The organism is Streptomyces sp. BPTC-684 (assembly GCF_030028635.1).
GTDB classification, from domain to species: Bacteria; Actinomycetota; Actinomycetes; order Streptomycetales; family Streptomycetaceae; genus Streptomyces; species Streptomyces noboritoensis.
Genome location: NZ_CP124863.1, coordinates 5,505,061 through 5,525,351, shown reverse-complemented (window position 1 = coordinate 5,525,351; position 20,291 = coordinate 5,505,061). Strand labels below are relative to the sequence as shown.

17 protein-coding genes are annotated in these 20,291 nt (G+C 71.9%); 1 reads left to right on the top strand and 16 read right to left on the bottom strand.

Annotated features, from left to right (window positions below; translation table 11 throughout):
• Positions 1 to 40 precede the first annotated feature (40 nt).
• Together QIY60_RS24595 and fmt are read right to left on the bottom strand one after the other, a co-directional pair.
• Entirely contained in the window at positions 41 to 1,498 is a 1,458-nt protein-coding gene (locus QIY60_RS24595) for a transcription antitermination factor NusB (protein WP_283144362.1), read from the bottom strand.
• A gap of 102 nt (positions 1,499 to 1,600) precedes the next feature.
• Entirely contained in the window at positions 1,601 to 2,530 is a 930-nt protein-coding gene (gene fmt, locus QIY60_RS24590; RefSeq protein WP_283144361.1) for a methionyl-tRNA formyltransferase, read from the bottom strand.
• Between the two features lie 280 nt (positions 2,531 to 2,810).
• Between fmt and QIY60_RS24585 the strand changes: the two genes are divergently transcribed.
• Positions 2,811 to 3,341, top strand: coding sequence for a hypothetical protein (locus tag QIY60_RS24585; RefSeq protein ID WP_101387362.1), 531 nt, complete (start codon positions 2,811 to 2,813; stop codon positions 3,339 to 3,341).
• A gap of 242 nt (positions 3,342 to 3,583) precedes the next feature.
• On the opposite strand, the gene QIY60_RS24580 is transcribed toward QIY60_RS24585, so the two are convergent.
• The 14 genes from QIY60_RS24580 to pyrR all read right to left on the bottom strand — a co-directional run bounded on the left by QIY60_RS24580 (position 3,584) and on the right by pyrR (position 20,082).
• Positions 3,584 to 5,731, bottom strand: coding sequence for a primosomal protein N' (locus QIY60_RS24580; RefSeq protein WP_283144360.1), 2,148 nt, complete (start codon positions 5,729 to 5,731; stop codon positions 3,584 to 3,586).
• 98 nt (positions 5,732 to 5,829) lie between these two features.
• Positions 5,830 to 7,038 carry a methionine adenosyltransferase gene (gene metK / locus QIY60_RS24575; RefSeq protein WP_101387364.1) on the bottom strand — a complete coding sequence of 403 codons (1,209 nt, stop codon included), beginning with the start codon at positions 7,036 to 7,038 and terminating at the stop codon, positions 5,830 to 5,832.
• A gap of 241 nt (positions 7,039 to 7,279) precedes the next feature.
• Entirely contained in the window at positions 7,280 to 8,497 is a 1,218-nt protein-coding gene (gene coaBC, locus QIY60_RS24570; protein ID WP_283144359.1) for a bifunctional phosphopantothenoylcysteine decarboxylase/phosphopantothenate--cysteine ligase CoaBC, read from the bottom strand.
• A 79-nt stretch (positions 8,498 to 8,576) separates the two neighbouring features.
• Complete coding sequence (gene rpoZ, locus QIY60_RS24565) at positions 8,577 to 8,849, bottom strand: DNA-directed RNA polymerase subunit omega (RefSeq protein ID WP_003970369.1); 273 nt, start codon at positions 8,847 to 8,849, stop codon at positions 8,577 to 8,579.
• Between the two features lie 26 nt (positions 8,850 to 8,875).
• Positions 8,876 to 9,469: a guanylate kinase gene (gene gmk, locus QIY60_RS24560; RefSeq protein ID WP_283144358.1), complete on the bottom strand. Its 594-nt coding sequence runs from the start codon at positions 9,467 to 9,469 to the stop codon at positions 8,876 to 8,878.
• Between the two features lie 38 nt (positions 9,470 to 9,507).
• Positions 9,508 to 9,831, bottom strand: a complete 324-nt coding sequence (locus QIY60_RS24555) for an integration host factor (RefSeq protein ID WP_016638838.1) — start codon at positions 9,829 to 9,831, stop codon at positions 9,508 to 9,510.
• Between the two features lie 275 nt (positions 9,832 to 10,106).
• On the bottom strand, positions 10,107 to 10,946 hold the full coding sequence (gene pyrF, locus QIY60_RS24550) for an orotidine-5'-phosphate decarboxylase (RefSeq protein ID WP_283144357.1): 840 nt from the start codon (positions 10,944 to 10,946) through the stop codon (positions 10,107 to 10,109).
• Positions 10,946 to 12,055 carry a quinone-dependent dihydroorotate dehydrogenase gene (locus tag QIY60_RS24545; RefSeq protein WP_283144356.1) on the bottom strand — a complete coding sequence of 370 codons (1,110 nt, stop codon included), beginning with the start codon at positions 12,053 to 12,055 and terminating at the stop codon, positions 10,946 to 10,948. The genes pyrF and QIY60_RS24545 overlap by 1 nt, the downstream gene beginning before the upstream one ends.
• 57 nt (positions 12,056 to 12,112) lie before the next feature.
• Complete coding sequence (gene carB, locus QIY60_RS24540; RefSeq protein ID WP_283144355.1) at positions 12,113 to 15,421, bottom strand: carbamoyl-phosphate synthase large subunit; 3,309 nt, start codon at positions 15,419 to 15,421, stop codon at positions 12,113 to 12,115.
• Positions 15,414 to 16,553: a glutamine-hydrolyzing carbamoyl-phosphate synthase small subunit gene (gene carA, locus QIY60_RS24535; RefSeq protein ID WP_283144354.1), complete on the bottom strand. Its 1,140-nt coding sequence runs from the start codon at positions 16,551 to 16,553 to the stop codon at positions 15,414 to 15,416. Before carA ends, carB begins: the two co-directional genes overlap by 8 nt.
• A complete protein-coding gene (locus tag QIY60_RS24530; protein ID WP_283144353.1) occupies positions 16,550 to 17,140 on the bottom strand; it encodes a hypothetical protein in 591 nt (196 codons plus the stop codon). Before QIY60_RS24530 ends, carA begins: the two co-directional genes overlap by 4 nt.
• Positions 17,137 to 18,423 (bottom strand): dihydroorotase, encoded by a 1,287-nt coding sequence (locus QIY60_RS24525; RefSeq protein ID WP_283144352.1) that lies wholly within the window; start codon positions 18,421 to 18,423, stop codon positions 17,137 to 17,139. Before QIY60_RS24525 ends, QIY60_RS24530 begins: the two co-directional genes overlap by 4 nt.
• A gap of 2 nt (positions 18,424 to 18,425) precedes the next feature.
• Positions 18,426 to 19,412, bottom strand: coding sequence for an aspartate carbamoyltransferase catalytic subunit (locus QIY60_RS24520; RefSeq protein WP_283144351.1), 987 nt, complete (start codon positions 19,410 to 19,412; stop codon positions 18,426 to 18,428).
• Between the two features lie 94 nt (positions 19,413 to 19,506).
• Complete coding sequence (pyrR, locus tag QIY60_RS24515; protein WP_067155754.1) at positions 19,507 to 20,082, bottom strand: bifunctional pyr operon transcriptional regulator/uracil phosphoribosyltransferase PyrR; 576 nt, start codon at positions 20,080 to 20,082, stop codon at positions 19,507 to 19,509.
• Positions 20,083 to 20,291: the final 209 nt, after the last annotated feature.

Below are 20,291 nucleotides of genomic sequence, written 5' to 3'. Positions count from 1 at the left end.
AACCGAAAAGGGCCCGGAGTTGCGACTCCGGGCCCTTCTCTCACGCCGTGCGCCGCAGCAGCGCCAGATACATCGCGTCCGTCCCGTGCAGATGCGGCCACAGCTGTACGTCGGGGCCCTCGCCCAGGCCCGCGACGCCCGCCATCAGCGGCCGTACGTCGATCCACTCGGCCTCGACGGGAGCCCCGCCCCGGCCCTTGAGCACGTCCTCCACCACGATCCGCGTCTCGGCGAGGTGCGGCGAGCAGGTCGCGTAACCGACCACACCGCCCACCCGGACCGCCGAGAGCGCCTCGCGCAGCAGCGCGCGCTGGAGCGGCGCGAAGCCCTCCAGGTCCTCGGGACGGCGGCGCCAGCGGGCCTCGGGGCGGCGGCGCAGCGCGCCGAGCCCGGAGCACGGCACGTCCATCAGGACCCGGTCGAAGGAGCCCTCCCGCCACGGCGGCCGGGTGCCGTCGGCCGCGATCACCTGGTACGGGCCGGGGTTCCCGGCGAGCGCGCGCTCCACCAGCCGGGCCCGGTGCGGCTGCTTCTCGGAGGCGAGCAGGGCGGCTCCGCGCTCGGCGGCGAGGGCGGCGAGCAGCGCCGCCTTGCCGCCGGGACCCGCGCAGCCGTCCAGCCAGCGCTCGTCCCGGCCCTCGATCGGTGCGTTCGCGAGTGCGACGGCCACCAGCTGGCTGCCCTCGTCCTGCACACCGGCCCGGCCGTCCTTCACGGCGTCCAGCGCGCCCGGCTCGCCGCCCTCGGCCATCCGTACGGCATAGGGCGACCAGCGGCCGGGCAGCGCGCCCTCCTCGCCGAGCGCGTCCATCAGCTCGTCGGTGGTGGACCGGCCGGGGCGGGCGACCAGGGTCACCTCGGGCCGCTCGTTGTCGGCCTCCAGGAGGTCCTCGATGCCCGCGCGGCCGCCGCCCAAGGCATCCCAGAGCGCCGAGACGACCCATCGCGGATGCGAATGCACGATCGCGAGATGATCCTCGGCGTCCTCGTCGTACGGGGGCGCGACCTTCTCCAGCCAGCCGTCCAGGTCCTCCGCCGCGATCTTGCGCAGTACCGCGTTGACGAACCTGGCCCGGCCGTCGCCGAGCACCACACGGGCGAGCTCGACGCTGGCGGAGACCGCCGCGTGGCTCGGGATGCGGGTGCCGAGCAACTGGTGCGCGCCGAGCGCGAGCACGTCGAGGACCGGCGGGTCCACTTCGCGCAGCGGCCGGTCGATGCAGGCCGCGATGATCGCGTCGTAGGTGCCTTGGCGGCGCAGCGTGCCGTAGACGAGCTCGGTGGCGAGCGCCGCGTCGCGCCCGTCGAAGTTCCCGCCCTCGCGGGCCTTGCGCAGCAGCGGCGGCAGTACGAGGTTGGCGTACGCGTCCCGCTCGTCGACGGCGCGCAGCGCCTCGAAGGCGAGGATGCGGACGGGGTCCTTCTTGGGGCGGCGGTACGGCTTGCCGCCGCCCTTGCCGTCGCTGTTCCGGGGACGGCTACGCGGCTGATCGTTCACGTGAAAGGTGCTCCGCTGGTCAGATGGTGCGAACCCGACCAGCGTACGACTCTTCACCGCGCGCCCCCACCCGGGTCGGCGCGCCCGGGTGGGGGCGCGGGCTCAGCCGACGTGCTCGTCCGGGGCGATGCGCACGCCCCGCGCCCAGTCCGCGCCCTTCATCGGCTTCTTGCCCTGGGGCTGGACCCAGAGCAGCTCGACCGCGTGCGAGCCGGTGCCGACGTACACGTTGTTCTTGCCGGCCGACAGCCGGCCCGGCGCCAGGTCCGTGCGGTCCGGGACCGGCACCGCCTGGACGAGCTTGAGCCGCTCGCCGCGGAAGACGGTCCAGGCACCCGGGGCCGGGGTGCAGCCGCGCACCACGCGGTCGACCCGCAGCGCCGGGGCGGACCAGTCGATCTGCGCGTCCTCGACGGTGATCTTCGGGGCGAGGGTGATCCCGTCGGCGGGCTGCGGAACGGCCTTGAGGGAGCCGTCCTCGATGCCGTCCATGGTCGCGGCGAGCAGCCCTGAACCGGCGAACGCGAGCCGGGTCAGCAGGTCGCCGCTGGTGTCGGTGGCGCGGACGACCTCGGTCACCGTCCCGTACAGCGGACCCGAGTCGAGCCCGCGCTCGATCTGGAACGTCGAGGCTCCGGTGATCTCGTCGCCCGCCATCAGCGCGTGCTGGACAGGGGCGGCGCCGCGCCAGGCGGGGAGCAGCGAGAAGTGCAGGTTCACCCAGCCGTGGACCGGGATGTCGAGCGCCACCTGCGGGAGCAGCGCCCCGTAGGCGACGACCGGGCAGCAGTCGGGGGCGATCTCGCGCAGCCGCGCCAGGAAGTCCTCGTCGCGCGGCTTCACCGGCTTCAGCACCTCGATGCCGGCCTCCTCGGCGCGCTGGGCGACGGGGCTGGCCACCAGCCGGCGGCCGCGTCCGGCGGGCGCGTCGGGCCGGGTCACCACGGCGGCGACCTCGTGCCGGCCGGAGGCGATCAGGGCGTCCAGGGCGGGAACGGCGACCTCGGGGGTGCCTGCGAAGACGAGCTTCACTGGGGGGTACCTCGCTTTGTAGAGAGCGACGCCAGTCTATTGGGTGTCCCGGCCCGCCGGTTGGGTGTCCCGGCCGTGCCACCGGCTGTCCCGTCGGGGGTTTCGCCCGCGGTACGGGGACAGGGGCGTGCGCGGCCCGGCGCGCCCTGTGCATATGCCCATACGCCCCCGCAGCGTGACCACAAGAGCAGGTGGCGCGTTGGTCAAGAGAGATTGACCGAAACGGGCCGCGCGTGCGGCCCGATCCCTTTTCAACAACGCCGGTTCGAGAGGCTTGTTCATGGCCGACCACGCAACCCACGACGCCCAGGCACGGGCCAGTCTGCACCTGTTGGTGCGGGACATCGAGCGGGTCCGCCGGCAGGTGGACGCGCTGCGCACCCTCACCGCCCAGCTCGGCAACGTCTACCGTCCGCGCCGCTCCGGCCCGTCCACGGGCTTCGTCGTCTACGGCAGGGCTCCCGCCCCCACCGTCCGGCTCGCCCAGGAGCTGCGGGACAGCGTGGAGACCCTGGTGACCGCGGCGGTGGACTTCGACCGCTCCCTGGGCTTCTCGTGGGACGCGGTGGGTTCGGCGCTCGGGGTCACCAAGCAGGCGGTGCACCGGCGTTACGGGGCGCGGCGGGCCGCCGCGCAGACCGCCGAGGCCGAGCGCCCGGCCGAGGCGACCGTGACCCGCACCCTGCCGGTCCCCGCCGGGATCCCCGCGGTGCCGGCCGCGCGCTCGATGCCGCCCCAGCCGACCGCGACCACGCAGTCGCTGCGCGAGGAGGCCCGTACGACGGCGTTCCCGGGCCCGCGCAACGGCTGACCGCACGCCCTCTTCCGTGCCCTCGCCGCACCTGATGTGCGCCGGGGGCACCTGTCTTTCGCGTGCGCGCCTCCGCAGGGCGTACGGGGCGGGGCGCCCCGGGTGCGACGGCGCGGGGTTCAGGGAGCCGGGCCGCCACCCACGGCGGCCCGCCCGCGCACCCCGCTCGCCGAGCCGCCCCCGCCCAGTGGTTCCGCATCGCCGTCGACCCAGACCGCGCACCCCGCTCGCCGAGCCGCCCCTCAGCCGATGTCCGGCGGATCCACCCTGATCCGCACCGGGTCGCCGCCCCCGCGCGCCAGCCGTCCCGCCTGCGCGGTCTTCAGCGCGGCCGCCAGGGCCGAGCCGCTGCCCGGTGGCACCCGGAGCAGGGCCCGCTCCCAGGTCTCCCCCACCGGCGGGTCGCCGGGGCGCCGGGCCCGGCCCGGCTCGCTCGGCCGCACCGGGACCGGACCGAGCACCTGCGCGTCGGACGGCAGCTGAGCGCCCGTCAGGAACGCCTCGACCGCCTCCGGGCGGCCCAGGACCTCGGCCATCCGGGAGACCGGCGGGAAGCCCAGCTCGGCCCGCTCGGCCAGCTCGCGCAGGGCGTGGCCGACCGGGTCCCAGCGGACCAGGGCCTGGACCGGCCGCAGGGTCGGCTCGGCGACCACCACCACCGTGCCGCCCTCGTCCTGGCCGCGCACCAGCGAGGCCGCGCCGATCCAGCGCCGCAGGGCCTCCTCACCGGCGCGCAGATCGGGCCGCCCGAGCATCGCCCAGCCGTCGAGGAGCAGCGCCGCCGCGTAACCGCCCTCGGCGACCGGCTCGGCGCCGGGCGTGGAGACGACGAGCGCGGGCCGCCTGGGCACGCTGTCCAGCACGTGGTCGCGCCCGGACGTCCGTACCGGCACCGCGGGGAACGCCCGGCCGAGCTCCTCGGCGGTCCGGCGCGCCCCCACGACCCGCGCCCTCAGCCGTACGCCGCCGCACTCCGCGCAGCGCCACTGCGGCTCGCCGCGCCCGCACCAGCCGCACTTCAGGTCCCGCTCGTCCGGCGCCTCCAGGGGCCCGGAGCAGTGCCGGCAGCGCGCGGGCGTCCGGCACCGCTCGCAGGACAGCCGGGGTACGTATCCCCGCCGGGGCACCTGGACCAGGACCGGGCCGCTCTTCAGTCCGTCCCTCACGACCTGCCAGGCGAGGCTGGGCAGACGGGCGGCGCGCGCCGCCTCGTCCCGGGCCAGCTCGCCGTCGCCGACCGTGCGCACCAGCGGCGCCGCCGCCCGTACGGTGGCCCGGTCCGCCACCAGCGGCGCCGCCCAGCCGCTCTCGACGAGCTGGGCGGCCTCGACCGTACAGCTCGTACTGCCCAGCAGGAACGCGCACTTGTCGTGGGTGGCGCGCAGTTCGAGGACCTCGCGGACGTGCGGGAAGGGCGCGTGGTCGTCGCTGTGGCTGGAGTCGCCGTCCTCCCAGACGACGACGAGGCCGAGCTTCTCGACCGGGGCGAACATCGCGGCCCGCGTCCCGACCACGGCCCGCACCGAGCCCCGCCGCACGGCGAGCCACTGCCGGTACCGCTTCTCCGGGCCGGACTCGGCGGTGAGCAGCGCGTGCCGCCCCTCGCCGAGCAGCGCGGTGAGCGCGGCGTCGACCCGCCCGGCGCTGCGCCCGTCGGGCACCACGACCAGCGCGCCGCGCCCGCCCGCGAGGGTGGCCGCGACGGCCCGGGCGATCTCGTCGGCCCAGGACGCCCCGGGCAGCGCGGTCCACACCGCGCGCGGCGCCCCGCCCGCGGCCAGCGCGCGCAGGAACGCGCCCCCGTTCCCGTACCGCACCCACGTCCCCGCGTCCGGTACCGGCGGCGCCCCCGGCGGCTCCGGCGAGGGCTTCGCCTCGGCCCGTCCGTTCCTCGGCGGCACCGCGAGCTGCAGCACGTCCGCCAGGCTGCCCGCGTACCGGTCGGCGACCGCCCGGGCCAGGGCCAGCGTCTCGGGGCTGAGCACCCGCTCCGGCGAAACGACGCTGGCGAGGGCTGCGAGCGGACCCGAGTAGTCGGACTCGGCCAGGCGCTCGACCACGAACCCGTCGATCAGCCCGCCGCCCTCCCGGCGCCCGCCCTGCACGTTGCGCGCCCCGGCCCCGAACCGCACCCGCACCCGCACCCCCGGCTGCGCGTCCGCGTCCAGCTCCTGTGGCACGGCGTAGTCGAAGTACCGGTCGAGGTGGACGCCGCCCTTGTCCACCACGACCCGCGCCACGGGCAGCCCCTTGGCCAGCGCGGCCCCGCGCCAGGTCCGCGGCTTGGCCTTGGGCACCTTGGCCTTGCGCACGGTCTCCCGAATAAGCGCGAGCTGCTCCGCCCCGCCCCCCTCGGCGCCCCCACCCGGCTTCTCGTTCTCGCTGCTCACAGCCAAATTCCTACCAGACGGCACTGACAGCGGCCCGGGCCCGGACGCACCGCGGCCCCGGACCGCAGTGGTCCGGGGCCGTCGGGAAGCCGGGTGGGTTACAGGCCCGCGGCCTTGCGCAGCGCGTCCACGCGGTCCGTGCGCTCCCAGGTGAAGTCGGGGAGCTCGCGGCCGAAGTGGCCGTACGCGGCGGTCTGGGCGTAGATCGGGCGGAGCAGGTCGAGGTCGCGGATGATCGCGGCCGGGCGGAGGTCGAAGACCTCGGCGATGGCGTGCTCGATCTTGTCCGTGTCGATCGTGGCGGTGCCGAAGGTCTCGACGAAGAGACCGACCGGCTCGGCCTTGCCGATCGCGTACGCGACCTGGACCTCGCAGCGGGCCGCGAGGCCGGCGGCGACGACGTTCTTGGCGACCCAGCGCATCGCGTACGCCGCGGAGCGGTCGACCTTGGACGGGTCCTTGCCCGAGAAGGCGCCGCCGCCGTGGCGGGCCATGCCGCCGTACGTGTCGATGATGATCTTGCGGCCGGTCAGACCGGCGTCGCCCATCGGGCCGCCGATCTCGAAGCGTCCGGTCGGGTTGACCAGCAGGCGGTAGCCGTCGGTGTCCAGCTTGATGCCGTCCTCGACGAGCTGCTTGAGCACGTGCTCGACGACGAACTCGCGGATGTCGGGCGCGAGGAGGGAGTCCAGGTCGATGTCGGACGCGTGCTGCGAGGAGACGACGACCGTGTCGAGGCGGACGGCCTTGTCGCCGTCGTACTCGATGGTGACCTGGGTCTTGCCGTCGGGGCGCAGGTAGGGGATGGTCCCGTTCTTGCGCACCTCGGACAGGCGGCGCGAGAGGCGGTGCGCCAGGTGGATCGGGAGCGGCATCAGCTCGGGCGTCTCGTCGCACGCGTAGCCGAACATCAGGCCCTGGTCGCCGGCGCCCTGCTTGTCGAGCTCGTCCTCATCGCCCTCGACCCGCTTCTCGTACGCCGTGTCGACGCCCTGCGCGATGTCGGGGGACTGCGCGCCGATGGAGACCGAGACGCCACAGGACGCGCCGTCGAAGCCCTTCTTCGACGAGTCGTACCCGATCTCCAGGATCTTGTCCCGGACGAGCTGGGCGATCGGCGCGTACGCCTTGGTCGTGACCTCGCCCGCGACGTGGACCAGACCCGTGGTGATCAGGGTCTCCACGGCGACACGGGACGTCGGGTCCTCGCGCAGGAGCGCGTCGAGGATCGTGTCGCTGATCTGGTCAGCGATCTTGTCGGGGTGACCCTCGGTCACGGACTCCGAGGTGAACAGACGACGGGACACAATGCTCCCTGGGGTTGCAGCGGCTGCTGGCTGATCATGGGTGGGACGGGCCGGGGGCTGCGCCCGGCGTCGTTCCACCACCAGTTTATCGGTCGGTACCGGTCGCCGGGCCACTTGTCTCGCACATTGAAAGCACTGTGACCTGCGACACCGCATTCTGCGGTACGAAGATCGGCCCTCGCCAGGGGCCGGGGGACCGGAATTTGGCGGGTTTGGGGCAGCCTCACGGGTGAACGTGAATTTATGCGAAACGCGGGACGACGAGATCCCACACCACGTCCGCGAGCGCTTCCTTGGGCCCGTACGGAACCGGGGTCTCGGCTCCGTCGGCGGCCAGCACGACCGCCTCGTTCTCCTCCGAGCCGAAGGTCTTGCGCTCCCCCACCTCGTTGACAACCAGCAGGTCACAGCCCTTTCGCTGCAACTTCTGGCGGCCGTTGGCAAGGACGTCGTCGGTCTCGGCGGCGAAGCCGACGACCACCTGGCCCGGGCGCGGCCGGTCGGCGGAGAGCTCGGCGAGGATGTCCGGGTTGCGGACCAGGGCGAGCGGCGCGGGCTCCTGCCCGTCCTTCTTCTTGATCTTTCCGGCGGCGTACGACTCCGGCCGGAAATCGGCCACGGCTGCCGCCATGACCACCGCGTCCGCGTCCGAGGCGGCCTTCAACACCGCCTCCCGCAGTTGAACAGCGGTGCCCACCCGGACGACGTCCACCCCGGCCGGGTCGGGCAGCCCGGTGTTGGCCTCGATCAGCGTGACCCGGGCGCCCCGGGCCACGGCGGTGCGGGCCAGGGCGTACCCCTGCTTCCCGGAGGAACGGTTCCCCAGGTAGCGGACCGGGTCCAGCGGCTCGCGCGTGCCGCCCGCGCTGACCACCACGTGGCGGCCCTCCAGATCCCGCTCGGCGGTGCCCCGCGCGAGCACCCTGCGGCACACCTCGAAGATCTCGGCGGGCTCGGGCAGACGCCCCTTGCCGGTGTCGACGCCGGTGAGGCGGCCCACCGCGGGCTCGATGACGACCGCGCCCCGGCGGCGCAGCGTCGCCACGTTCTCCTGGGTGGCGGGGTGCTCCCACATCTCGGTGTGCATCGCCGGGGCGAAGACCACCGGGCATCGCGCGGTGAGCAGGGTGTTGGTGAGCAGGTCGTCGGCGAGGCCGTGGGCCGCCTTGGCCAGCATGTCGGCGGTGGCGGGGGCGACCACCACGAGGTCGGCCTCCTGGCCGATCCGCACGTGCGGCACCTCGTGCACGTCGTTCCAGACCTCGGTGGAGACCGGGTGCCCGGAGAGCGCGGACCAGGTGGCCGCGCCCACGAAGTTGAGCGCCGACGCGGTCGGCACCACGCGGGTGTCGTGCCCGGACTCGGTCAGCCGTCGCAGCAGCTCGCACGCCTTGTAGGCGGCGATCCCGCCGCTGACCCCCAGAACGACCTTCGGCTTGTCCACCGCGTCTCCCCGCATTCGGATACGTACTCCCCTATGACACACCACAGGCCCGGCAGTCGCTCTGCCGGGCCTGTGGTCACACGAAACGGAGGCCTTACTGGGCCGGGCCCTCGATGGCCTCGGAGGTCAGCAGACCCGCGTTGATCTCGCGAAGCGCGATGGAGAGCGGCTTCTCGTGGACGTGGGTGTCCACCAGCGGGCCGACGTACTCCAGCAGGCCCTCACCGAGCTGCGAGTAGTACGCGTTGATCTGGCGCGCGCGCTTGGCGGCGTAGATCACGAGGCTGTACTTCGAGTCGGTTGCTTCGAGCAGCTCATCAATCGGCGGGTTGATGATGCCCTCGGGCGTGGTGATGGAAGAGGACACGTCTGCCTTCCGAAGGGGGAAAAAGATCAAACAACTTTCATCAAGGCTAGCAGCTCGCGTGCTACATCCTCGACGGAGGTGTTGACCAGGGTCGTATCGAACTCCGACTCGGCGGCCAGTTCCACCTTCGCGGCGGCCAGCCGGCGCTCGATGACCTCGGGCGCCTCGGTCCCGCGGCCGGTGAGCCGGCGGACCAGCTCGTCCCAGCTCGGCGGGGCCAGGAAGACGAGCTGGGCCTCGGGCATCGACTCGCGCACCAGCCGGGCGCCCTGGAGGTCGATCTCCAGGAGGACCGGCTCGCCGGCCTCCAGTCGGTCCAGGACGGCGCGGCGCGGCGTGCCGTAGCGGTTGCCCGCGAACTCGGCCCACTCGAGGAGCTCGCCGTTGGCGACGAGCTTGTCGAACTCCTCGTCGTCCACGAAGAAGTAGTGAACGCCGTGGCGCTCGCCGGGGCGCGGCTTGCGGGTCGTCGCCGACACCGAGAGCCAGACCTCGGGGTGAACCTTGCGCATATGAGCGACGACCGTGCTCTTGCCGACCCCGGAGGGGCCGGAGAGCACGGTCAGCCGCGGACGTGCGTCCGGGGGTACGGGGGATGACCCCCGGAGTGAAGCTGCCATGCAGCGATTATTCCAGCTTCCCGGGGGTGCCCGGGACGTCAGGCCCCGGAGCCGCCGAACTCGCGCTCAAGGGATGCGATCTGGTTGGAGCCGAGACCCCGCACTCGGCGGCTCTCGGAGATCCCCAGCCGCTCCATGATCTGCTTGGCCCGGACCTTGCCCACACCGGGCAGGGACTCGAGCAGGGCGGAGACCTTCATCTTGCCGATGACGTCGTTCTCCTGGCCCTGCTTGATGACCTCGTGGAGGGAGGCGCCGGAGTGCTTGAGTCGATTCTTGACCTCGGCCCGCTCCCGGCGAGCCGCGGCGGCCTTTTCGAGCGCGGCTGCGCGCTGTTCAGGGGTAAGGGGCGGAAGAGCCACGCCTACGTCACCTCGGATGTCGAACTGTCGGATACGGACCGGTGAGGAACCTAGTCGCCCCACACCAGGCGAGCAACGAACGACGGACAATGCCCGTTCGCTCGTCTCTGCTCTCGTCGGAGACTAGCGGCCAGGACCGCTCCAGTCAGCGAGAACAGACGAAAAGTCCTGGTCAGCCTCTGCCGACCAGGACATTCGCGACATAACACCCCGGTTTTGGGTAAGGATTGCGTCAACCTTTGGCGCGCGGACTCTCGCGAAGAGCCCGCACACCGCTAGGCCGAGGCCACCGCCGTGCGGATCTCGTCCGCGAAACGGGCGGCCGAATCCCGCAGTCCCGCGAGGTCGGGACCGTGACGCAGAACACCCCGGCTGACGTTCGGGACCACATTGCGGACGGCCGCGCCGAACACCGCCGGAAGGTCCGCGGCGGTCGCGCCCTGCGCCCCGATGCCCGGAGCGAGCAGCGGCCCGTTGATGTCGAGGTCGAAGGACGACAGATCGCCGAGGGTCGCCCCGACCACGGCGCCGAACGAGCCCATCGGGGTCGCGTCCGCGTTCGCGTCCGCCAGGTGCGCCAGCATGGTCGCGCCGATCGTGCGGCCGTCCTCGCGCACCGCGCGCTGCACCTCCGCGCCCTCCGGGTTGGAGGTCAGGGCGAGCACGAAGAGCCCGCAGCCGCTCTCGCGGGCCAGCTCCACGGCGGGCCTGAGGGAGCCGTAGCCGAGGTAGGGCGAGACGGTGAGCGCGTCGGAGAACAGCGGCGCGTCCTTGTGCAGGAAGGTCTCGGCGTACGCGGCCATGGTGGAGCCGATGTCGCCGCGCTTGGCGTCCATCAGGACCAGCGTGCCGGCCGCGCGGGCGTCCGCGACGGTCCGCTCCAGGACCGCGATGCCGCGCGAGCCGAAGCGCTCGAAGAACGCCGCCTGCGGCTTGAAGACGGCCACGCGTTCGGCCAGGGCCTCGACGACCGTACGGGAGAACCGCTCCACGCCCGCCACGTCGTCGCTCAGGCCCCAGTCGGCGAGCAGCGAGGCGTGCGGGTCGATGCCGACGCAGAGCGGACCGCGCTCGTCCATGGCGTGGCGCAGCCGCGCGCCGAAGGGGAGAGTCACTACTTCACGGCCTTTCGGGTCTCGGCGCCGACGGCCTCGGCGAGGGTGGCGTACGGGGAGGCGGCGAGCCGGGCCGCGAGGCCCTTGTGGATCGCCCGGCCCCAGAAGGGGCCCTGGTAGATGAAGGCGCTGTAGCCCTGGACGAGGGTGGCCCCGGCGAGGATCCGCTGCCAGGCGTCCTCGGCCGTCTCGATGCCGCCGACGCCCACCAGGGTGATCGAGTCGCCCACGCGCGCGTAGAGGCGGCTCAGGACCTCCAGGGAGCGCTCCTTGAGCGGGGCGCCGGAGAGGCCGCCGGTCTCCTTCACGAGCGCCGGGTCCGACTTCAGGCCGAGGCCCTCGCGCGCGATGGTGGTGTTGGTGGCGATGATGCCGTCCAGGCCGAGCTCGACCGCGAGGTCGGCGACGGCGTCGACGTCCTCGTCCGCGAGGTCCGGGGCGATCTTGACGAGCAGCGGCACCCGCCGGGAGGTCACCGTGCGGTCGGCGGCCTCGCGCACCGCGGTGAGCAGCGGCCGAAGCGACTCGGTCGCCTGGAGGTTGCGAAGGCCGGGCGTGTTGGGCGAGGACACGTTCACCACGAGGTAGTCGGCGTGCGCGGCGAGCCGCTCGGTCGACTTCACGTAGTCGGCGGCGGCGTCCGCCTCGGGGACGACCTTCGTCTTGCCGATGTTGACGCCGACGGTCGTACGGAACACGGCCTTGCGGGCCGCGAGCCGCTCGGCGACCGCCGCCGAGCCCTCGTTGTTGAAGCCCATGCGGTTGATCAGGGCGCGGTCCTGGACCAGCCGGAACAGCCGCTTCTTGGGGTTGCCGGGCTGGGCCTCGCCGGTGACCGTGCCGATCTCGATGTGGTCGAAGCCGAGCATCGACATGCCGTCGATGGCCACGGCATTCTTGTCGAAGCCCGCGGCGAGGCCGAACGGGCCGTGCATCCGCAGGCCGAACGCCTCGGTGCGCAGCTCCTCGTAGCGGGGTGCGAGCGCGGCCGCGACGAAGGTGCGCAGGACGGGGATCCGGGCGGCGAGGCGGATCCAGCGGAAGGCCATGTGGTGGGCCTGCTCCGGGTCCATCCGCTTGAAGACCAGGTTGAAGAACAGCTTGTACATGTCGGAGTCCTCATGCGGAGGGGGACACCGGATTCCGGTGTCCCCCTCGGGCGGTTGCTAGTCGCGGGCCGCGGTCAGGTGTTCCGCGTGTTCCTGGAGCGAACGGACGCCCACGTCACCGTGGTTGAGGGCGTCGATGCCTTGGACGGCGGCGGCCAGGGCCTGGACGGTGGTCAGGCAGGGGACGCTGCGGGCGACGGCGGCGGTGCGGATCTCGTAGCCGTCGAGGCGGCCGCCGGTGCCGTAGGGGGTGTTGACGATGAGGTCGACCTGGCCGTCGTGGATGAGCTGGACAATCGTCTTCTCACCACCCGGGCCCTCGCCCTCGGACTGCTTGCGCACGACGGTGGCGTTGATGCCGTTGCGCTTGAGGACCTCGGCGGTGCCGGAGGTGGCCAGGAGCTCGAAACCATGGGCCACGAGCTCACGCGCCGGGAAGATCATCGAGCGCTTGTCGCGGTTGGCGACCGAGATGAACGCACGGCCCTTGGTGGGCAGCGGGCCATAAGCACCCGCCTGCGACTTGGCATAGGCAGTCCCGAAAACCGAGTCGATACCCATGACCTCGCCGGTCGAGCGCATCTCCGGACCCAGCACGGTATCGACACCGCGGCCGTGGATGTCACGGAAGCGGCTCCAGGGCATCACCGCCTCCTTGACCGAGATCGGCGCGTCCAGCGGCAGCGTGCCGCCGTCACCCGTCTTCGGCAGCAGGCCCTCGGTCCGCAGCTCGGCGATGGTGGCACCCAGGCTGATCCGGGCGGCGGCCTTGGCCAGCGGCACCGCGGTCGCCTTCGAGGTGAAGGGCACCGTGCGCGAGGCGCGCGGGTTGGCCTCCAGCACGTAGAGGATGTCCCCGGCCATCGCGAACTGGATGTTGATCAGGCCGCGCACGCCCACACCCTTGGCGATCGCCTCGGTGGAGGCACGCAGCCGCTTGATGTCGAAGCCGCCGAGCGTGATCGGGGGCAGCGCGCACGCCGAGTCGCCGGAGTGGATGCCGGCCTCCTCGATGTGCTCCATGACACCGCCGAGGTAGAGCTCGCTGCCGTCGTAGAGGGCATCCACGTCGATCTCGATCGCGTCGTCCAGGAACCGGTCGACCAGCACCGGACGGGTCGGGGAGATCTCGGTGGACTCCGCGATGTAGGACTGCAGGCGCGCCTCGTCGTAGACGATCTCCATGCCGCGCCCGCCCAGCACATACGAGGGGCGCACCAGCACCGGGTAGCCGATCTCGTCCGCGATCGCCTTCGCACCCGCGAAGGCAGTGGCGGTGCCGTGCTTGGGAGCGGGCAGCCCGGCCTCGGCAAGGACCCGGCCGAAGGCGCCGCGGTCCTCGGCGGCGTGGATGGCCTCGGGCGGGGTGCCCACCACCGGGACGCCGTTGTCCTTGAGGGCCTGCGCCAGGCCCAGCGGGGTCTGCCCGCCGAGCTGGACGATGACGCCGGCGATCGGGCCGGCCAGCGACTCGGCGTGCACGATCTCCAGCACGTCCTCCAGAGTGAGCGGCTCGAAGTAGAGGCGGTCGGAGGTGTCGTAGTCGGTGGAGACGGTCTCCGGGTTGCAGTTGACCATCACCGTCTCGTAGCCCGCCTCGCTCAGGGCGAAGGAGGCGTGGACGCAGGAGTAGTCGAACTCGATGCCCTGGCCGATCCGGTTCGGGCCGGAGCCCAGGATGATCACCGCGGGCTTCTCGCGCGGGGCGACCTCGCACTCCTCGTCGTAGGAGGAGTAGAAGTACGGGGTCTTCGCGGCGAACTCGGCGGCGCAGGTGTCGACCGTCTTGTAGACCGGGCGCACGCCCAGGGCGTGGCGCACCTCGCGGACCACGTCCTCGCGCAGGCCCCGGATCCCGGCGATCTGGGCGTCGGAGAAGCCGTGCCGCTTGGCCTCGGCCAGCAGCTCGGGCTCCAGCTTGGCGGCGGCGGCCAGCTCGTCGGCGATCTCCTTGATCAGGAACAGCTGGTCGACGAACCACGGGTCGATCTTCGTCGCCTCGAAGACCTCCCCGGGGGTGGCGCCGGCCCGGATCGCCTGCATGACCGTGTTGATGCGGCCGTCGGTCGGGCGTACGGCGGTGCGCAGCAGCTCGTCCTTGTCGCCCGCCTCGCCGGTGAAGGTGAACTGCGAGCCCTTCTTCTCCAGCGAACGCAGGGCCTTCTGCAGCGCCTCGGTGAAGTTGCGGCCGATGGCCATCGCCTCGCCCACCGACTTCATCGTGGTGGTGAGGGTGGCGTCGGCCAGCGGGAACTTCTCGAAGGCGAAGCGCGGGGCCTTGACGACGACGTAGTCGAGGGACGGCTCGAAGGAGGCCGGGGTCTTCTCGGTGATGTCGTTGGGGACCTCGTCCAGCGTGTAGCCGATGGCCAGCTTCGCGGCGATCTTCGCGATCGGGAAGCCGGTGGCCTTCGACGCCAGCGCCGAGGAACGCGACACCCGCGGGTTCATCTCGATCACGATGATCCGGCCGTCGGCCGGGTCGATCGCGAACTGGATGTTGCAGCCGCCCGTGTCGACGCCGACCTCACGGATGATCGCGATGCCGATGTCGCGCAGCCGCTGGTACTCCCGGTCGGTCAGCGTCATCGCCGGGGCCACCGTGATCGAGTCACCGGTGTGCACACCCATCGGGTCGAAGTTCTCAATCGAGCAGACGACGACCACGTTGTCCTTGGTGTCGCGCATCAGCTCCAGCTCGTACTCCTTCCAGCCCAGGATCGACTCCTCCAGGAGCACCTCGGTGGTCGGCGAGAGCGTCAGGCCCTGGCCGGCGATGCGGCGCAGCTCCTCCTCATCATGCGCGAAGCCGGAACCGGCGCCGCCCATGGTGAAGGAGGGACGCACCACCACCGGGTAGCCGCCGAGGGTGTCCACACCCGCCAGGACGTCGTCCATCGAGTGGCAGATCACCGAGCGGGCCGACTCGCCGTAACCGATCTTCGCCTTGACCGCCTCGACGACACCCTTGAACAGGTCGCGGTCCTCACCCTTGTTGATCGCCTCGACATTGGCACCGATCAGCTCGACACCGTACTTCTCCAGCACCCCCTGCTCATGCATGGAGATCGCGGTGTTCAGCGCGGTCTGCCCGCCCAGCGTCGGCAGCAACGCGTCGGGGCGCTCCTTCGCGATGATCTTCTCGACGAACTCGGGGGTGATCGGCTCCACATACGTGGCATCCGCGATCTCCGGATCAGTCATGATCGTCGCCGGGTTCGAGTTCACCAGGATCACCCGCAGGCCCTCGGACTTGAGGACACGGCACGCCTGGGTACCCGAGTAATCGAACTCCGCAGCCTGACCGATCACAATCGGACCGGAGCCGATCACCAGGACGGACTGGATATCGGTGCGCTTAGGCACGCTGGCCCTCCATGAGCTCTACGAAGCGGTCGAACAGGTACGCCGCGTCGTGCGGACCCGCTGCTGCCTCGGGGTGGTACTGGACGCTGAAGGCCGGCTGGTCGAGCAGCTGGAGGCCCTCCACCACGTTGTCGTTGAGGCAGACGTGGGAGACCTCGGCGCGGCCGAAGGGGGTGTCGGAGACCTTGTCGAGCGGGGCGTCGACGGCGAATCCGTGGTTGTGCGCGGTGACCTCGACCTTGCCGGTCGTGCGGTCCTGCACGGGCTGGTTGATGCCGCGGTGGCCGTACTTCAGCTTGTACGTGCCGAAGCCGAGCGCGCGGCCCAGGATCTGGTTGCCGAAGCAGATGCCGAACAGCGGGGTCTTCCGCTCCAGGACGGCCTTCATCACGGAGACCGGGCCGTCGGCGGTGGACGGGTCGCCGGGGCCGTTGGAGAAGAACACGCCGTCCGGGTTGACCGCGTACACGTCCTCGGCCGTGGCGGTGGCGGGCAGCACGTGCACCTCGATGCCGCGCTCGGCCATCCGGTGCGGGGTCATGCCCTTGATGCCGAGGTCCACGGCGGCCACGGTGAACTTCTTCTCGCCGATCGCCGGGACGACGTACGTCTCCTTGGTGGCGACCTCGGCGGAGAGGTCGGCGCCCGACATCTCGGGGGCCTGGCGGACCTCGGCGAGCATGGTGCCCGCGTCGGGCAGCGCGTTGCCGGAGAAGATGCCGACGCGCATCGCGCCGCGCTCGCGCAGATGGCGGGTGAGCGCGCGGGTGTCGATCCCGGAGATCCCGACGACGCCCTGCTTGCGCAGCTCCTCGTCGAGCGAGCGCTTGGCGCGCCAGTTGGAGGGCACGCGCGCGGGGTCGCGCACGACGTAGCCGGCGACCCAAATCCGCTGCGACTCGGGGTCCTCGTCGTTGACGCCGGTGTTGCCGACGTGCGGCGCGGTCATCACGACGACCTGGCGGTGGTACGACGGGTCGGTGAGGGTCTCCTGGTAGCCGGTCATGCCGGTGGAGAACACGGCCTCGCCGAAGGTCACCCCCACGGCCCCGTAGGCGCGGCCGTGGAACGTACGGCCGTCCTCCAGGACGAGTACTGCGGGAGCCTTGGCTCCCCTGGTGGAGGTCGTCATCGTGCGGCGCCTTCCGTCGTGGTGGTGGGGTGGTTCATGGAGTTGATGGCCTCGATCCAGGCGGCGTGCTCGGACGCCCGGTCGGAGCGGAAGCCCGAGTCGATCAGCTTGTCGCCGTGCGCCCAGGTGACGACCAGCAGGCCGCCCTCCGGGAGGACCTTTCCGGCGATGGCCTTCTCGGACCGGGCCTCGCGCAGCGCGTCGGCCGGGATGAAGAAGTCGTTCGCCCCGGGGCGTACGACGTCCACTCCCTCGGCCGTCAGGGTGAGCTCGGCCTTGCTGCGCACACCCAGACCGTGCGCGACGATCCGGTCGAGCCACTGCCCGGCCGTGGTGGAGCCGTGGTAGCGACCGCTCATGCTCAGTGTCGCCGGGCCGGTCGCCTTGGGCACGGCGGGCAGCTCCGGCAGGTCCGACTGGAGGGTGCCGCGCCACTTCCAGCCCTGGCGCATCAGCCAGTACACGAAGCCGATGAAGATCAGCACGCCGACGACCCAGGCGATCCGGGCCCCCCAGTGCGTCACCTCGGCCGACTTCTGCTCGGCGGCCAGCGTCTGTACGCCGAGATTGAAGAGTGCAGGTGTCATGCCAGCTTCCCGTCCACGACCGTCGCCCTGCCCCGCAGGAAGGTGTGGGTGACGCGCCCCGGCAGCTCACGGCCCTCGTAGGGGGTGTTGCGGCTGCGGGAGGCGAAGCCCGCGGGGTTCACGGGACCACGGTATGCCGGATCCACCAGGGTCAGGTTGGCGGGCTCGCCTGCCGAGACGGGGCGGCCGTGGTCCTCGGCGCCGCCGATCCTGGCGGGCTTGACCGACATGCGGTCGGCGACGTCGGCCCAGTTCATCAGGCCAGAGTCGACCATCGTGTGCTGGACGACGGAGAGCGCGGTCTCCAGGCCCACCATGCCCATGGCGGCCGCGGCCCACTCGCAGTCCTTGTCCTCGTGCGGGTGCGGGGCGTGGTCGGTGGCGACGATGTCGATCGTGCCGTCCGCGAGCGCCTCGCGCAGCGCCATCACGTCGGCCTCGGTGCGCAGCGGCGGGTTCACCTTGTAGACCGGGTTGTACGAGCGGACCAGCTCGTCGGTGAGGAGCAGGTGGTGCGGGGTGACCTCGGCGGTGACGTCGATGCCGCGCGACTTGGCCCAGCGGACGATCTCGACCGAGCCGGCCGTGGAGAGGTGGCAGATGTGCACCCGGGAGCCGACGTGCTCGGCGAGCAGCACGTCGCGCGCGATGATCGACTCCTCCGCGACGGCCGGCCAGCCGCCGAGGCCGAGCTCGGCGGAGACGACGCCCTCGTTCATCTGGGCGCCCTCGGTCAGGCGCGGCTCCTGGGCGTGCTGGGCGACGACGCCGCCGAAGGCCTTCACGTACTCCAGGGCGCGGCGCATGATCACGGCGTCGTCGACGCACTTGCCGTCGTCGGAGAAGACGGTGACGCCCGCGGCCGAGTCGTGCATCGCGCCGAGCTCGGCGAGCTGCTTGCCCTCCAGGCCGACGGTGACGGCGCCGATGGGCTGCACGTCGCAGTAGCCGTGCTCGCGGCCCAGGCGCCAGACCTGCTCGACGACGCCGGCGGTGTCGGCGACCGGGAAGGTGTTGGCCATGGCGAACACCGAGGTGTAGCCGCCGCGCGCGGCGGCCCGGGTGCCGGTCAGGACGGTCTCGGAGTCCTCGCGGCCCGGCTCGCGCAGATGGGTGTGGAGGTCGACCAGGCCGGGGAGCAGGATCTGGCCCGCCGCGTCGATCACCTGGGCGCCCTCGTCGGAGAGCCCGGTGCCGACGGCCGCGACCGTCTCGCCGTCGATCAGGACGTCCTGGACCTCGCCGCCCAGCACCTTCGCACCACGGATGAGGATCTTGCTCATGATTACTTGGTCTCCGAATCGACGGGGCGGGCGTGGCTGACGGCGGGCTCGTTGCCGCCCAGAAGCAGGTAGAGGACCGCCATCCGGGTGTGGACGCCGTTGGCGACCTGCTCGATGACGGTGCAGCGGTCGGAGTCGGCGACCTCGGCGGTGATCTCCATGCCCCGGACCATCGGGCCGGGGTGCATCACGATGCCGTGCTCGGGCATCCTCGCCATCCGCTCGCCGTCCAGGCCGTACCGCCGCGAGTACTCGCGCTCGGTCGGGAAGAAGGCGGCGTTCATCCGCTCGCGCTGCACACGCAGCATCATCACCGCATCGGACTTCGGCAGCACGCTGTCCAGGTCGTACGAGACCTCGCAGGTCCAGTGGTCGACGCCGACCGGCAGCAGGGTGGGCGGGGCCACCAGGGTGACCTCGGCGCCCAGGGTGTGCAGCAGGTCCACGTTGGAGCGGGCGACCCGGCTGTGCAGCACGTCGCCGACGATGGTGATGCGCTTGCCGGCCAGGTCCTGGCCGAGCCCGGCGTCCCGGCCGACCAGGCGGCGGCGCATGGTGAACGCGTCCAGCAGGGCCTGGGTGGGGTGCTGGTGGGTGCCGTCGCCGGCGTTGATGACGGCCGCGTCGATCCAGTCGGAGGTGGCGAGCCGGTAGGGGGCGCCGGAGGCGCCGTGCCGGATGACGACGGCGTCCACGCCCATGGCTTCGAGGGTCTGGGCGGTGTCCTTCAGGGACTCGCCCTTGGAGACGCTCGACCCCTTGGCGGTGAAGTTGATGACGTCGGCCGACAGGCGCTTCTCGGCGGCCTCGAAGGAGATCCGGGTGCGGGTCGAGTCCTCGAAGAAGAGGTTGACGACGGTACGGCCGCGCAGGGTGGGCAGCTTCTTGATCGGCCGGTCGGCGACCCGGGCCATCTCTTCGGCGGTGTCGAGGATGAGCACGGCGTCGTCGCGGGTGAGGTCGGCGGCCGAGATGAGGTGACGCTTCATCTGGTTTCTTCTCCAGGAGGGTGGAGTTTCGGGCGTGCGGGCGCGCAGAAGTACCGCACGGGCCGGTGCGACCCGTGCTCCATGCGGAGGTGGCTTACTGCTCGCCGTCCTGGGCGGTCCGCTTGGCACCGAGCAGCACGGCGTCGCGGCCGTCCTCCTCGGCGAGCAGGACCTTGACCGTCTCCCGCAGCGACGTCGGGAGGTTCTTGCCGACGTAGTCGGCGCGGATCGGGAGTTCGCGGTGGCCCCGGTCGACGAGGACCGCGAGCTGCACGGCGCGCGGGCGGCCGAGGTCGTTCAGCGCGTCGAGCGCGGCGCGGATGGTGCGGCCGGAGAAGAGCACGTCGTCGACGAGGACGACCAGCTTGCCGTCCAGGCCGTCACCGGGGATCTCGGTGCGGGCCAGCGCGCGCGGCGGGTGCATGCGCAGGTCGTCGCGGTACATGGTGATGTCGAGGGAGCCGACCGGGATCTTGCCCGCGGTGATCTCTTCGAGCTTGTCGGCCAGCCTGCGGGCGAGGAAGACGCCACGGGTGGGAATGCCGAGCAGCACCACGTCGTCGGCACCCTTGGCGCGTTCGACGATCTCGTGGGCGATGCGGGTCAGTACCCGCGCGATGTCGGGGCCCTCGAGAACCGGGCGGGCCGCATCGGGCTGTTGCGTGTCCATACGAAACGGACCTCCTTCTCCGCCTCACGGGACGGACCTTAAAGGACGTCGGAATTACTCCGTCCACGGTACCAGGGCCTTTGCCCGTCTTCACACGGGGTCGTCACCCGTCTGGGGTGGGGGTATGGACCATTCGGCTTGACGCGGGCAAGTAACGCTGCGTAACCTCACAGTGAGTTACCAGCCACGCGGCGGAGCCGCACGTTGTC